The 13711-nt window shown below is 62.5% G+C and carries 18 protein-coding genes; 2 read left to right on the top strand and 16 right to left on the bottom strand.

What is annotated here, in order from left to right:
- Window positions 1–9: 9 nt before the first annotated feature.
- The 10 genes from MNR02_RS03635 to ruvC all read right to left on the bottom strand — a co-directional run bounded on the left by MNR02_RS03635 (window position 10) and on the right by ruvC (window position 6566).
- On the bottom strand, window positions 10–1122 hold the full coding sequence (locus MNR02_RS03635; protein ID WP_241948114.1) for a cell envelope integrity protein TolA: 1113 nt from the start codon (window positions 1120–1122) through the stop codon (window positions 10–12).
- A 9-nt stretch (window positions 1123–1131) separates the two neighbouring features.
- A complete protein-coding gene (tolR, locus tag MNR02_RS03630) occupies window positions 1132–1584 on the bottom strand; it encodes a protein TolR (RefSeq protein WP_241602107.1) in 453 nt (150 codons plus the stop codon).
- A 26-nt stretch (window positions 1585–1610) separates the two neighbouring features.
- Window positions 1611–2327, bottom strand: coding sequence for a protein TolQ (tolQ, locus tag MNR02_RS03625; protein WP_134645776.1), 717 nt, complete (start codon window positions 2325–2327; stop codon window positions 1611–1613).
- A gap of 310 nt (window positions 2328–2637) precedes the next feature.
- Entirely contained in the window at window positions 2638–3099 is a 462-nt protein-coding gene (ybgC, locus tag MNR02_RS03620) for a tol-pal system-associated acyl-CoA thioesterase (protein ID WP_371746729.1), read from the bottom strand.
- A 5-nt stretch (window positions 3100–3104) separates the two neighbouring features.
- The gene (locus MNR02_RS03615; RefSeq protein WP_241948112.1) at window positions 3105–3638 is read right to left on the bottom strand and encodes an NUDIX hydrolase; all 534 of its coding nucleotides are present in this window, start codon (window positions 3636–3638) and stop codon (window positions 3105–3107) included.
- Entirely contained in the window at window positions 3628–4668 is a 1041-nt protein-coding gene (gene ruvB, locus MNR02_RS03610; protein WP_241948111.1) for a Holliday junction branch migration DNA helicase RuvB, read from the bottom strand. The genes MNR02_RS03615 and ruvB overlap by 11 nt, the downstream gene beginning before the upstream one ends.
- Before the next feature lie 40 nt (window positions 4669–4708).
- Entirely contained in the window at window positions 4709–5326 is a 618-nt protein-coding gene (ruvA, locus tag MNR02_RS03605) for a Holliday junction branch migration protein RuvA (protein WP_241602098.1), read from the bottom strand.
- A gap of 11 nt (window positions 5327–5337) precedes the next feature.
- Window positions 5338–5754, bottom strand: a complete 417-nt coding sequence (locus MNR02_RS03600; RefSeq protein ID WP_241948110.1) for a type II toxin-antitoxin system VapC family toxin — start codon at window positions 5752–5754, stop codon at window positions 5338–5340.
- On the bottom strand, window positions 5735–5998 hold the full coding sequence (locus MNR02_RS03595) for an AbrB/MazE/SpoVT family DNA-binding domain-containing protein (protein ID WP_241948109.1): 264 nt from the start codon (window positions 5996–5998) through the stop codon (window positions 5735–5737). Before MNR02_RS03595 ends, MNR02_RS03600 begins: the two co-directional genes overlap by 20 nt.
- Before the next feature lie 55 nt (window positions 5999–6053).
- The gene (gene ruvC, locus MNR02_RS03590; RefSeq protein ID WP_241948108.1) at window positions 6054–6566 is read right to left on the bottom strand and encodes a crossover junction endodeoxyribonuclease RuvC; all 513 of its coding nucleotides are present in this window, start codon (window positions 6564–6566) and stop codon (window positions 6054–6056) included.
- Between the two features lie 159 nt (window positions 6567–6725).
- Here ruvC and MNR02_RS03585 point away from each other — a divergent pair, with 159 nt between their 5' ends.
- Complete coding sequence (locus tag MNR02_RS03585) at window positions 6726–7727, top strand: LLM class flavin-dependent oxidoreductase (RefSeq protein WP_241948107.1); 1002 nt, start codon at window positions 6726–6728, stop codon at window positions 7725–7727.
- A gap of 101 nt (window positions 7728–7828) precedes the next feature.
- Here MNR02_RS03585 and MNR02_RS03580 read toward each other — a convergent pair whose 3' ends face one another.
- The 3 genes from MNR02_RS03580 to MNR02_RS03570 all read right to left on the bottom strand — a co-directional run bounded on the left by MNR02_RS03580 (window position 7829) and on the right by MNR02_RS03570 (window position 10088).
- Window positions 7829–8575, bottom strand: coding sequence for a YebC/PmpR family DNA-binding transcriptional regulator (locus MNR02_RS03580; RefSeq protein ID WP_241602087.1), 747 nt, complete (start codon window positions 8573–8575; stop codon window positions 7829–7831).
- Window positions 8576–8740: 165 nt separating this feature from the next.
- Window positions 8741–9235: a hypothetical protein gene (locus tag MNR02_RS03575; protein WP_241948106.1), complete on the bottom strand. Its 495-nt coding sequence runs from the start codon at window positions 9233–9235 to the stop codon at window positions 8741–8743.
- Window positions 9236–9251: 16 nt separating this feature from the next.
- Entirely contained in the window at window positions 9252–10088 is an 837-nt protein-coding gene (locus MNR02_RS03570) for an MBL fold metallo-hydrolase (protein ID WP_241948105.1), read from the bottom strand.
- A 156-nt stretch (window positions 10089–10244) separates the two neighbouring features.
- Here MNR02_RS03570 and MNR02_RS03565 point away from each other — a divergent pair, with 156 nt between their 5' ends.
- The gene (locus tag MNR02_RS03565) at window positions 10245–10781 is read left to right on the top strand and encodes a pyridoxamine 5'-phosphate oxidase family protein (protein ID WP_241948104.1); all 537 of its coding nucleotides are present in this window, start codon (window positions 10245–10247) and stop codon (window positions 10779–10781) included.
- Window positions 10782–10783: 2 nt separating this feature from the next.
- Here the strand turns inward: MNR02_RS03565 and MNR02_RS03560 are convergent, their stop codons facing one another.
- The 3 genes from MNR02_RS03560 to MNR02_RS03550 form a co-directional block, all read right to left on the bottom strand.
- Complete coding sequence (locus tag MNR02_RS03560; protein WP_241602080.1) at window positions 10784–11605, bottom strand: YmdB family metallophosphoesterase; 822 nt, start codon at window positions 11603–11605, stop codon at window positions 10784–10786.
- Between the two features lie 9 nt (window positions 11606–11614).
- On the bottom strand, window positions 11615–12199 hold the full coding sequence (locus MNR02_RS03555) for a 5-formyltetrahydrofolate cyclo-ligase (protein WP_241948815.1): 585 nt from the start codon (window positions 12197–12199) through the stop codon (window positions 11615–11617).
- A 418-nt stretch (window positions 12200–12617) separates the two neighbouring features.
- Entirely contained in the window at window positions 12618–13619 is a 1002-nt protein-coding gene (locus MNR02_RS03550; RefSeq protein ID WP_241948103.1) for a sugar-binding transcriptional regulator, read from the bottom strand.
- Between the last annotated feature and the right edge of the window lie 92 nt (window positions 13620–13711).

The following is a 13711-nucleotide window of genomic DNA, read 5'->3' as shown; positions in this document are numbered from 1 at the left end:
CCCTAGTTCTTACATCATCTGGCTGGGGTCGAAGTTCACGACGACTTCGCTCCAGGCATCATATTTTTCCGGCGGCAGTCCCTTGAACGGCCGCGATTTCATGATGGCGCGGCGCGCGCCGCCGGCAAGGGCGCGACGCGCAGAGTCCGTGCCGCCGGTCGCGACGACTTCGGGTTCGCCGATAATGTCGCCGTTCTGATCGAGCTGCATCGTCACCTTGATGCGCACATCCTCGGCGCCTGACATGCCGGGCGTGATCGACCAGTTGTTCTGGATCTGGCCGCGCAGGGCGTCCATTTCGCTCATGGACAGCTTGGTGCCGCTGGTGGTCTTCTTGCCACCCAGCGCCGCCTGCTCCTGGGAACGCTTGGCGCCACCACCGGCTGCCTTTTCCTTGTTGAGAAGCGCTGCGATCTCGTCGGAGTTGAAGTCGCTGTCGTTCTGCGACGTCGCCTTCTCCTGCTTCTTCTTCTCGTCCTTCTTGCGGTCGGGCGTTTTGGCGGTCTCGGCCTTTGCCGTTTCCGTCTTCTTCTCGGCGGGCTTTTCCGCCGGTTCGGCCTTCTTCGTCTCGACCTTCGGCTTCATTTCCGGCAGCGGAATCTTGTCCGGCAGCGCCTCGGCTTCCGGGTCGGCAGCGGGCTTGTCCTCGGAGGGTGTCGCTTCCGGCTTCGGGTCGGGCTTGACCTCTTGCTTGGGCTCGGCAATGGCCGCGACCTCGGTCGAGGGCTCGCTGGCCTTCTGCTCGTCCTGCACCTGTTCGACGGGCTTGGAATCGGGCGTCTGAACGACCTTCTCCGCCTTTTCCGGTGCCGCCGCGGTCTCGATATCACGTGGCTTTTCACCCGGCGTCGGCAGGTTCTTCAGGTCGACCTCGTTCTCGCCGACATTTTCCGCGTTTTCGACCGGCGTTTCCTTCTTCGTCGGAACCGGCGCGGCCTTTTCCTTCATTTCGGCTTTCTTGTCGCCCTGCTGGATCTGCGTCAGCTCCTCGATCGACACGATGTCGACCGGCATCGCCTCGACGTTAGCCACGTCGAAGCTTTCGGGAGAGCCGAGCGATACCAGCGCCCAGGTCAGAACCAGGGAGTGGAGCACGGCGGATGTGGCAAGGCTGCCCTTCATGGCGTGCTGTTACCTGTCCGGTTTCTGCTCGGTGACGAGGCCGATATTGGTGAAACCACCGGCCTGGATGCGCGACATGACATCGGCGACCACGCCATAGGGCGCATTGCCGTCGCCGCGCACGAAGACGCGCTCGGTGTAACCCGTCGTCGCGACGGCCTGAAGCTTGGCGGCGATCTCGTCGATCGGGATTGCCGTCTCCTGCAGGTAGACCTGCCCGTCCGACTTGACCGAAACGGTGATCGGCTGCGTATCGGCATTGAGGGCGGCGGCCTGGGTTTTCGGCAGGTCGATCGGCACGCCGACCGTCATGAGCGGCGCAGCGACCATGAAGATGATGAGCAGAACGAGCATGACGTCCACGAACGGCGTCACGTTGATTTCGCTCATCGGGGCCCGCTTGCCACCGCCGCGACGGCGGCGACCGCCGCCCGAATTCTTTGCACCGACTGACATGCCCATGGCGTTGTCTCCGTTTCAGTCTGCCGTTACTGCGCTGCGGCGCGCGGCTGCAGCTTTTCGTCGATCTGGCGCGAGAGGATGGCCGAGAACTCGTCGGCGAAACCTTCCATGCGCGAGGTCAGCTTGCCTGCATCTGCGGAGAACTTGTTGTAGGCGATAACCGCCGGAATTGCGGCGAGAAGGCCGATTGCCGTCGCCAGAAGCGCTTCCGCGATACCGGGCGCCACAACGGCAAGGCTCGTCTGCTTGGAGCCTGCAATGGCTTGGAACGACGTCATGATACCGACGACCGTACCGAAAAGCCCGACGAACGGGGCTGCCGAGCCGATGGTGGCAAGCGAGCCGAGGCGCGCTTCCAGCGTTTCGGATTCACGCGACAGCGTCACGTCCATTGCCCTGTCGATACGCATCTGAAGGCCGATGGGCGAGCGCGCACCCCGTTCGAAACTCTTCTTCCATTCGCGCATCGCCGCCACGAAGATGGCGCTCATGCCCGACGTCTGACGGTCGGACAGCGTGCGATAGAGCTCCTCGAGCGATTGCCCGGACCAGAAGACCTGCTCGAAATTATCGAGCTGACGACGGGCGCGCCCGTATGTCACCGTCTTGTCCACGACGATCGCCCATGTCCAGACGGACGCGGCGATCAGGCCGAGCATGACGAGCTTTACGACGAAACCGGCCTGCATGAAGAGACCCCAGAGGGTCACACTGTGCGCGGCATCCAAACCCACTTGTTCCATAGACCTATGTCCCCGAATCCAAATACCCGGCACGGGCACATCGCAGCCCGACCGGGTAACATTCCGCCGTCGCGACCGCCTGGGAGTTGGGGCCGCTAGGGCATTCACAAACGCACGTCGCAGCCAGGATCTCGATCCGCACCCGCTTCGCAGCCCGTCAAGAATGTCCGGTTGATGCTGCCGGCCGCCATGCCGGTCAAACGCTTACAACCTGCCTTCTTCACGGCAAATTTGGTTAAAGGATGACGTGCAGTGCACAAAATCCTCACCAACCGAGTAAGACATCATTATGGTTAAGGGAGCGTTACCGCTAAACGACACCGGTCAATTCTTGCGCTCTGGCAAGAAAACGGGTGGCGAGCGCCTCCGGCAGGCGACGGGGCCTGCCCTGCGCATTGATGACGGCGATGATGACGCGCGCGGCAATCAGTAGCTGCTCGCCGCGGCGGATCTCCTGGTTCAGGATCATCTTGGCGCCGCCGGCCTTTTCGGTGGAGGTGAGGATCGTCAGGATATCGTCCATGCGCGCCGGCGCCTTGAAATCGATCTCCATGCGGTGCACCACGAAGACGAGCCCCTCACGGTCTTCCTCCAGCACGAGGCTACCCTGCTCGACCCCGAGCAGGCGAAGATAGTCCGTGCGCCCGCGCTCCAAGAAATGCAGGTAGCGCGCGTGATAGACCACGCCGGAAAAATCCGTGTCTTCGTAATAGACCCGCTGCACGAGCCTATGGCCCGCTTCGGTCAGTTCACCCGAGAGATGGTGAGGCATATCTGTCAAGCTTCAGTCTCCGTTTCGGCCTGCCGCGACACCCCTTCCCGAATGACGACATGTTGAACCGCGGCCGGCAGCCGGTCTATGTGATCGGCAATGAACTGCGGTTTCAGCCGGTCACCGACCAGTGCGGAAGGCGTGGCGCGCAACCAGCGGAACTCGACCTCGAGACCATCAACGATGCGGTGCACAATGTCGGTCTCGTGGAAGGGAAAGTCCTCGTCCATGGACAGCAGATAATAGAAACCGAGTTCGTGAGCGGCGTAGCCTTCATAGGCGAAGAAGCTTTCAACCGTCCATAGCAGGCGCTCGATGCGCACATCGCGATGGAGTTCTTCGCGCATTTCCCGCAGGATCGTCTCCTGCGAGCTTTCGCCGATCTCGGCGCGCCCTCCGGGCAGCGCCCAGTAATCGTCCTTCACCGCGCGCTGCGCGAGAAGATAACCGTCACGGAAGATCAGGCCCGCCACGCGAAAGCTGAAAAGCTGGGGTTTGCGGTCGATGCGGATCATGTGGCGACCCGGCTCACTCATCATCGAGCCCCAGCCGGAACTGCGTGGCTTCCAGCTCCTTGGGCGGCGTGAGGCCCATATGCTTCCAGGCATTTGCGGTCAGAACGCGACCGCGCGGCGTGCGCTGGATGAAACCCTGCTGAATCATATAGGGCTCGATGATATCCTCGATGGCGTCACGTGGCTCGGAAAGCCCCGCAGCGATCGTCTCGATGCCCACAGGCCCGCCGCCGAAATTATGCGCGATCATCGACAGATAGCGCCGGTCGAGCTGGTCGAGGCCCATATTGTCGACCAGAAGCCGCGTCAGCGCCTCGTCTGCGATTGTTTTTGTGACGGCTTCCGCCCGTGCCACCTCGGCGAAATCGCGCACCCGGCGTAGAAGCCGGCCAGCGATGCGCGGGGTGCCCCGGGCGCGGCGCGCAATCTCGCGCGCGCCTTCGTCCGTCATGCCGAGCCCCATCAAGCGGGCACCGCGTCGGACGATCGATTCCAGTTCCTCGACGGTGTAGAAATTCAACCGTACCGGGATGCCGAAACGGTCGCGCAGCGGCGTCGTCAAAAGCCCGAGACGCGTGGTGGCGGCGACTAGCGTGAATTTAGAGAGGTCGATTTTCACCGAGCGCGCGGCGGGGCCTTCGCCGATGATGAGGTCGAGCTGAAAATCCTCCATGGCCGGATAGAGGATTTCCTCGACGGCCGGATTGAGGCGGTGAATTTCGTCGATGAAGAGCACGTCACGCTCCTCGAGATTGGTGAGCAGCGCCGCAAGGTCACCGGCCTTGGCAATGACGGGGCCGGAGGTCGATCGGAAATTGACGCCGAGTTCCTTCGCCATGATCTGGGCGAGCGTGGTCTTGCCAAGACCGGGCGGGCCAACGAACAGCACATGATCGAGCGCTTCGCCGCGATTCTTCGCCGCCTCGATGAAGATCTTGAGGTTGGCGCGCGCCTCCGCCTGGCCGGTGAAGTCGTCCAGCGTTTGCGGCCTCAGGGCCGTGTCGATGTCCTCGCCGCGCTTGTCCGGCGAAAGCAGTCTGTTTTCGTCGCTCATCGCGCCCTAATCCCATTGTCCACGGCGGAAGGCAACCGCGTCACCGCGACAATTCCTTGAGACCGAGACGGATGAGCTTGGCGCTGTCGGCGCCCTCCCCACCGTTCTTCAGCGCGGCCGCGATGGCATTGGCGGCCTGGTCGCGCGAGTAACCGAGATTGGTGAGCGCCGAAACGGCATCGGAGACGGGCGCGGAGGCAACGCCTTCGCCGAGTTCCTGCTTGAGGCCGATGGAAGCGCCGGCCTCGCCGGAAAAAGCCGGGGCCTTGTTGCGCAGTTCCGTCATGATGCGCACGGCCACCTTCGGCCCGACGCCCGGCGCGCGCGACACCGCCGTCTTGTCCTGCAGCGCGATGGCATTGGCCAGCTCACCCGGCGTGAGCGTCGAGAGCACGGCGAGCGCGACCTTGGAGCCGACACCCTGCACGCTCTGCAACAGGCGGAACCATTCCCGTTCCAGCGCCGTCAGGAAGCCGAAAAGCCGGAACTGGTCCTCGCGCACATAGGTTTCGATGAACAACACGGCCGCCTCGCCGGCCGAGCCGAGCTTGCCGAGCGTGCGGGCCGAACAATGGGCGACATAGCCGACCCCGTGCACGTCGAGGACCACATGATCCTCGCCGATCTCGTCGATAGTGCCTTTGAGTTTGCCGATCATGGAAGGATCCGTCAGGGATGGGTTTCGGGAGAGATGATGCCGAGCGCAGGGAAATAGCCACGGTAACGGGCGGCATCGCGTGTAAGAAGCCGATGGGCCCGCACCGCGGCATGGGCACCGATCAGGAAGTCCGGTAGCGTGCGCTCGCGCAGCCCGCCCGCGCGACGATATCGCTGATGCGCCAGTCCCGCCTGGTAGGCGGCGGAAAACGGCAGGGCCTCGCGAACCGGGTTGAGCCGTGAAAGCGTTTGCGCGAGGGTATCCTCGCTCGCCATCAACCCGGCAAGCTCGGCCCAGACGATCGGCGAGAGAATGAACTGCACATCCGGTTTGAGCGCGAGGATGGTTCTCAACGACCAGTCCTTGAATGACGTGTCGAGCCCGAAGACATCGATGATGATGTTCGTATCAATCAGAACCGAGGTCATCGCGCGGTCCACGGAGCCATTCCATATATTCGTCGGTCGTCATGCCGCCGGTATCGAAGGTGCCCGTCCGGCTTTTCAGCCAGGCTTCGAAATCATCCGGTTCCGAAAGTTTTCCGCCAGCGACGACGATCAGCCGCGCGCTCTTCCCGTCCGCAACGAAATCCACCTCCGAGCCAGGGCCGATATTCAATCGGTCGCGGATCTCCTTGGGGATGGTCACCTGACCTTTTTCTGTAACGCGCATAGTAATACCTCTGAGGTATTACCTACCGGTCGCGCCGGAACAAGTCAAGAACAAATCAGCCGACAAGCTTGGCGAGACGGCCGGACAGGCCCTGGCGATTGTGGGCATGGCAGATGGCGATGGCCAGCGCGTCGGCGGCATCATTGCCCACGAAGGTCGCCTTGGGCATGAGGACCTTCAGCATCATGTGGATCTGTTGCTTTTCGCCATGACCGACGCCTATCACCGCCTTCTTGACGGCATTGGGCGCATATTCGGCGACGCGCAGGCCGGCACGGGCCGGCACCAGCATGGCGATACCGCGCGCCTGGCCGAGCTTCAGCGTTGCCACTGCATCCTTGTTGACGAAGGTCTGCTCGACGGCGGCTTCGTGCGGCTGGTGGCTGTGTATGATTTCGGCAAGGCCGTCATGCAGCTGGCAGAGGCGCGAGGCAAGGTCCATGTCGCCATCGGAGGTCACGGTTCCGGACGCCACGAAGCGCAGCGAATTGCCGAGTGTCTCGATGATGCCCCAGCCGGTGCGGCGAAGCCCCGGATCGATGCCAATGATGCGAATCGTTTCCTGCATGCGTGAACCCTAATCCTGTCGGACGGACCCTGCCAGCCAAATGTGAACAAAACAAAAACATTCAAGCTATCGTCACAAACTCGGAACGCCTCGCTTGGATTTCACGAAACTGAACCTACATGGGAGGACGATCAAATTCCCTTACATGAGGCTGCATCCATGGTGCCCTTCTCCATCCTCGACCTTTCACCGGTCATCGAAGGCGGCACCGTCGCCCAGTCGCTGGCCAGTTCCCGACGCCTTGCGCAGGAAGCCGAAGCACAGGGCTACAAGCGCTTCTGGCTCGCGGAGCATCACGGCATGCGCGGCATTGCCAGCGCCGCCACCGCGCTCGTCATCCAGCATGTCGCCGCCGGCACACAGAATATCCGCGTGGGCTCCGGCGGCATCATGCTGCCGAACCATTCGCCGCTCGTCATCGCCGAACAGTTCGGTACGCTTGCAGCCCTCTTCCCCGATCGCATCGATCTTGGTCTCGGCCGCGCGCCGGGAACCGACATGCGCACGGCCCAGGCGCTACGTCGCAATCTCGAAACCAGTTCCAACAATTTTCCGCAGGATGTGGTCGAACTGATGCAGCTTATGGGGCCGATCAGCCCGGTGCAGAAGGTCATTGCTATTCCCGGAGCAGGCAGCAACGTGCCCGTCTGGCTGCTCGGCTCCAGCCATTATTCGGCGCATCTGGCCGGCATGCTCGGCCTGCCCTTCGCCTTCGCTTCGCATTTCGCTCCCGATATGCTGCTCTCGGCACTGGAAATCTACCGTGAACGCTTCGAGCCGTCGCAGTATCTCGACAAGCCTCACGCCATGGTGGGCGTGATGGGAGCCGCTGCCGATACGGATGCGGAAGCCGACTACCTCTTCACGTCCATGCAGCAATCCTTCGTGCGCCTGCGCCGCGGCACGCCCGGCGCCTTCCCGGCACCGGTGGACAGCATGGACGGCTTCTGGAGCGAGCAGGAGCACATCAATGTCGAACATACGCTGCAATATGCCGTCGTCGGCGGCCCTGAAAGAATCCGCCGGCGCATCGCCGATTTCCTGGATCTGACCAAGGCAGACGAACTGATCATCTCCATGCCGATCTACGACATGGATGCGCGGCTGAAATCGGTACGGCTGTTTGCGCAGGCACAGCGGGAATTGGCCGAGGCGCCATAACAAAAGGCCGGGGACAAAACCCCGGCCTTTTTGCTGTTCGCAATCACTCCCTACGCCATTCTCGGGGCCGCCCGATGCGACGGAAGAGATCGAGGATCCAATCAGGCCGAAAGCTTGGCCATGACCTCGTCGGAGACTTCGAAGTTCGAATAGACGTTCTGCACGTCGTCATCGTCTTCCAGCGTGTCGATGAGCTTCATCAGCGACTGCGCCTTTTCCTCGTCAACAGGCACCGTGTTCTGCGGCTTCCAGATCGCCTTGACGGTCTCGGCCTCGCCGAGCTTGTCTTCGAGCGCCTTGGACACTTCACCGATATCCTCGAAACCGCAGATGATCGTGTGGCCGTCCTCGTCCGTCGTCACGTCCTCGGCGCCGGCCTCGATGGCGGCTTCCATGACGGCGTCGGCGTCGCCGACGGAAAGCTTGTAGGTGATCTCGCCGACGCGGTCGAAGGAGAAGGAAACCGAACCGGTTTCACCCAGCGCGCCGCCTGCCTTGGAGAAGGTCGAGCGGACGGAGGAAGCCGTGCGGTTGCGGTTGTCGGTCAGCGCCTCGACGATGACGGCGACGCCACCCGGGCCATAGCCTTCGTAGCGGACTTCTTCGTAGTTCTCGCTGTCGGCACCCGAGGCCTTCTTGACGGCGCGCTCGATATTGTCCTTCGGCATGGACTGCGCCTTTGCGTTCTGGATGGCCAGACGCAGCCGGGCGTTCATCGAAGGGTCTGGCAGACCCGTCTTCGCCGCAACCGTGATTTCACGGGCAAGCTTGGAGAACATTTTCGACCGCACGGCATCCTGCCGACCCTTGCGGTGCATGATATTCTTGAACTGTGAATGGCCAGCCATGGCACCCCTGTCTCGTTTGGCGCCCGTCGTTTCGGTCGCCGGTCTGTACGCTGGAGCACAAGGGCGCTGTATCGCGCCGGCCTGCCGCCCCGATTTTCGGAATGCCGCCTTATAATTTCATTGCCGCCGCACGTCCAGCAGGGCGGCAGAACAAAGCGCGGCGGCTCAGTCTGCGCGCACGCGGGCGCGGCTCAGCAGGAAGGAATGCCCGTCATTGCGCTCGCAGGTCAGCCCCGTGCGCTCCGAGTAGCAGGTGAACGGGCCGCCATTCCAGACCTCGCCGTAGTCGATGGTCCGATCCGCGCTGCAACAGGCCTGGTCGCCGACATTGGACAAGACGGTGGCCTTGCCGCTGCGCCCGAGGGTCGCTCGAAGATATTTCGGCTCGATACGGTCGCAGGAGAGTTCCGGGCCGCCATCCGGCGGCTGATAGACATCCGTCCCGCCCTGGGGAATGTAGGTGCAACCGATATTGCCTGATGGCATGACGAAATGTTCGGCCACGCCGAAGGCGCGTGTCGGCGGCTTTTCCACCGGCTTGGCTTCCGTCTGGCGCGGCTTGCCGGCATCTCCTGCGGGCCCGCCGGGTGTCGGCGCGCCATTCGCGAAGGCAAGGGCCGATGAAAGCAGCACGGCAGGCACGGCAAGAACGAAACGCATCACATCAACTCCGGCGTCAGACGCCGGAGAGAATATGAATCGTCGGCCGTTTCGGCAAGCTGCGGATGGAAACCGTGACGCTGGCGTCATCGTCGGTCACGGCATCGAAGCCGCTGCCGAACATCGAAAGGAACCGGCTGATCGGCGGTCCCCGACGGTGCATGGGCAGAATGAGCGCGGAACGAAGGCGCTGCACGACACGGCTCATGCTTTCCGCGCCCATGGTCAAGCCGCCATCGACCGGCACCATGAGAACGTCGAGCCGGCCGATCTCGGCATACTGCTTTTCCGTCAGTTCATGATGCAGGTGGCCGAGATGGCCGATGCACAGGCCCGCGACCTCGAAGATGAAGATGGAATTGCCGTTCGGCTGCATCGCGCCGCCCCAGCCCCGGATATCCGTCGGCACATTGCGGATATAAGCGTCGCCAACGACGATATCGTGCTCGGCACCGTTCTCGGAGGCCTCGTCCCAGCCGTGCAGGACATGGTTGATCCCGGGATCGGGGTTCAGCGTATAGTGGCTGGAATGCGCCTTGTTCATCGTCACGACATCCGGCACCGCCGGCGGCGCATACCACCCGTTATAATCGGTGGCGATCCGCACCCCGGCCGGCGTCTCGATAAAGAAGGTCGAATGGCCGATATAGGTGATGCGCACCTCCTCATCCGCCTTGGCCTGCACCTTCAGCACCGGGTCGGCGGAAAAGCTGGCAAAAGTGACTGACGGCAACGCACGGGCAATCATCTGGCACTGGCTGACCGGCGGCGTCTCGGACTGGGCAAGGGATGGACGCGGCGCCAGGAGATACACGGCGACCACGATCAACGGAATGAGCAGGAGATGCGGCATGAGCGGCTCCGTTCATTGGTCGACGCGACTATGCGCCCGGTGCATCATCACGTCGAGGCCGCGATACCGGGTGCGCGATCACAATCCGTTGAGCGGAACCTTCGGCGGGGGCCTCACGTTTTCCGCGGGAACCGACCAACGATTGCGAGGAACACCATGTCCAACATTACCCGTGCACGCGAAAATCCCAAGGAACAGCTCTTCGACGAGATCGACAAGATCCATGCCGGCATGCTCGGCGTCGAAGGCAGCCACATGCACATGCAACCGATGTCGCCGCAGCTCGACCGCCAGACGGCGACGATCTGGTTCTTCACCCGGACAGACGCCGAGATCGTCAAGGCGCTGACGCCCGGCGCGCACGCCCATTTCTGCGTTGTGGGCAAGGACCACGACTATCATGCCTGCATTGCCGGCCGTCTGAGCGTAAGCAAGGATCCAGCCAAGATCGACGAATACTGGAGCTCGATCGTCGAGGCATGGTTCGACCACGGCAAGAGCGATCCGAAGCTGACCATGCTCGCGCTCGAAATGGACGATGCCGAAATCTGGGCTTCGACCGGCAGCAAGCTGAAATTCGGCTGGGAAATCGCCAAGGCCAACTTCAATCCGGACGAAGAGCCTGATGTTGGCGTGAAGGCGCATCTGCGCTTCAACGAAGGTTCAGCCGATCATCTGCGCCGTATGATCTGACATTACCAGAAGCTTGGCACCGTTTCGCTAAGGCGTGGCCCGAGGCGAAGCGGTGCGATCTTCTCGGCAAGTCCGGTGCGGTCAGAGATTTCCACGGCAAGCCCACAGATCGTGGCCGGGCCTGATGCGGCCTCGAACCGGCCCTTCGGCATCTTCGAGATGAAGCGGTTGAGCGGTTCTTCTTTTTCCATGCCGAGTGATGAGTCGTAATCGCCGCACATCCCGGCATCCGACATGTAACCCGTTCCGCCGTTCAGGATCTGGCAGTCGGCGGTAGGCACATGGGTGTGTGTGCCGACGACGACGCTGGCGCGCCCATCGACGAAATGGCCGAAGCACTGCTTCTCGCTCGTCGCTTCTGCATGGAAGTCGAAGATGATGGCATCCGCTTGCTCACCGAGCGGGCAGGAAGCAAGGATGGCCTCGCCCGCATTAAAGGGATCGTCCAGTTCCGGATGCATGAACACGCGGCCCATGATGTTGGCGACGAGCACGCGCGCCCCGTTTCGGGCGATGAAGAGGTTCGCACCACGGCCGGGCGTGCCGGCGGGATAGTTGGCGGGGCGCAGAAACTGGTCGTGACGGCCCGCAAAGCCCACAGCCTCCTTCTGGTCCCAGACGTGGTTTCCGGTCGTCACCACATCGGCACCGGCATCGATGGTGCTGAGGTAGATATCTTCCGTGATGCCGAAACCGCCGGCCGCGTTCTCCCCGTTGACGACGACGAAATCCAGCTTGAAATCGCTGATCAATCCCGGCAGGCGCTCCCAGACGGCCGTCCGCCCGGTCTTGCCCACCATGTCGCCCAGAAAGAGAAAACGCATCGAACTGCCTTAAGAAACCTGTTGGACCATTCGGAGACCGCTTTCCGTAAGAACGGCGTCGAGGGGGACGTCGTGCGGTTCCGCCGGTACTGATGCCACTTCCTGGCAGTCGAACGCAATGCCGATCAGTTTCGGCGCCCGCCCTTTCGCTTTCAGCCGGTCGATCGCGCGGTCATAGTGACCGGCACCATAACCGATCCGGTTCCCGGCTCTGTCGAACGCGGAAAGCGGAACAAGAAGAATATCGGGTTCGAGCAAGGCCGCCTCAGGTCCCGGCCCTGTCGTGCCGAAGCCCGTCTTGACCACAGGCGCATCCGGTTCCCATGCGCGAAACACGATGGTTTCCCGGTCGAGCACGACGGGCAGGCAGAGCCTGGCGCCCCGCGCGCGCAGGTGCGCCATGAGCGGCCGGATATCGGCCTCGGAGCGAATCGGCCAGAATCCCGAAATGACGGTGCCCGGCGCAAAGGCGATATGGTCGCCGGCATGAAACGCCATAGCCTGTCCCGCTTCGATACGCGCCTGCGGCGTCATGGCATCGCGCAAGGCAAGCCGTTCGTTGCGGATCGCCGCCTTCTGTTCCTTCGCCGTCATGGAAGATGTCACGGGTATCTCCAGCATTTTTCCGTGCCTTATCAGGTGAAAGTGCGCAAAGGCAAATCCCTCATCCGACCAAAGCAGGCATTCGCCGGCAGCAACGCCGAATCCCGAAATGGCACATGTGTGGCAGAGATCGACCGCGCGCGTTAAGCATTGCGACAGTTTGAACTTTCCGCAGGCACGCCAAGTCTCTAACCGGGCCGCATGCCTGCGCCGAGTAACCGCCCCCCTTGCCCCGAACTGACGGAAATAGAAAAGAGATGTCTCGAGCTCGCCGCCCTCGGCAGGAGCCCGGGTGAGATCGTGCTGGAAACCGACCTGGCCTCGCAGCGCGTGGCGGACGCGATGCGCAGCGCGACCGACAAGCTCGGCGCGCGCAACATTACGGGCGCGATTACGCGTGCGCTGCGCCTCAATCTGATTTGAGATCAGCCGAAGCGGCGTCTTCGGCCAGTTGCAGCATGGCCAACGCCGCGCCTTCATCGGTGATCAGCGTATTGCAGCCGACACGCCGGATCGTGGCCCGGATGGCCGGAGCCCGGTGCGCCCCGCCCGAGACGAGCACGATGTGACGCGCCTTCTTTACCGTATCGAGATCGATCGACATGACGCGGTCGCGGATCGGATGATCGATCGTGCGCCCTTCAGCGTCGAGGAAATTGCACATCGTGTCGCAGACGCAGCCCGCCGCGACCAGTTCCTCCAGCTCATGCCGGGCAATGAAGTCGCGTGACAGAGAACTGGAGCGCGGGCCGATATCACCGCAGCTGACGACGGCGATATCCATGTTCTCAGCAAGGTCGAACAAGGTCTTAAGGCCGCATTTCTCGATGAGGCTGCGCTTGGTCTCGCGGGAATCGACGAGCAGCGGTGCGAGGAACAGGTAGCATTCCGCTCCCAGCTGGCTGGCCAGCTGCCAAGTATATTCGATCGGGTTGATGTGATGCGCCTCGACCACGCCGCCGAGCAGAGACACGACCTTGACGCGCTCGCGCCGCGCCGGGCGGAAGCTTGCCAGCGATGCCGTCAGCGTCCGCCCCCAGCCGACCCCGACCGTGCAGTCATCGGGAATCGCCTCGGTCAGGAATTGCCCGAGCGCGAGCCCCACGCTCTTGGCCGTCGCCTCCGCGCTATTAGCCGCCGGCACCACCACGGCCTCGTCAAGCCCGTAGGCCTTCTCGAGCCTGACGGCCAGTTCCACGCAATCAGCAATGCCCTCATTGATCCAGATCTGGACCTCGGAACGCTTCAGCGCCTCATCGAGCATGCGGATGACGGTGGAGCGGCTGACGCCGATCTTTTCCGCGACATCCTTCTGCGTGAGGCCCTGATTGTAATAGAGCCAGGCGGCGCGCAGCCGAAGTGCCGCCGATTCCGAATAGGCCGTATGTGTGTCGCGCCGAAGCCTTGCCACGTCGCCTCCCGTTTCTGCCATTACTCGTGCTGCCTTGCAGCGCACTGGCACCATAACACATCACTCGAAAATGCGACATATGTTCAAAACAA

Origin of the sequence: Shinella sp. H4-D48 (assembly GCF_022637395.1) — a bacterium.
Taxonomy (GTDB): Bacteria; Pseudomonadota; Alphaproteobacteria; order Rhizobiales; family Rhizobiaceae; genus Shinella; species Shinella sedimenti.
The sequence above is the reverse complement of the archived record's forward strand: the minus strand, read 5'-3'. Positions and strand labels throughout refer to the sequence as shown.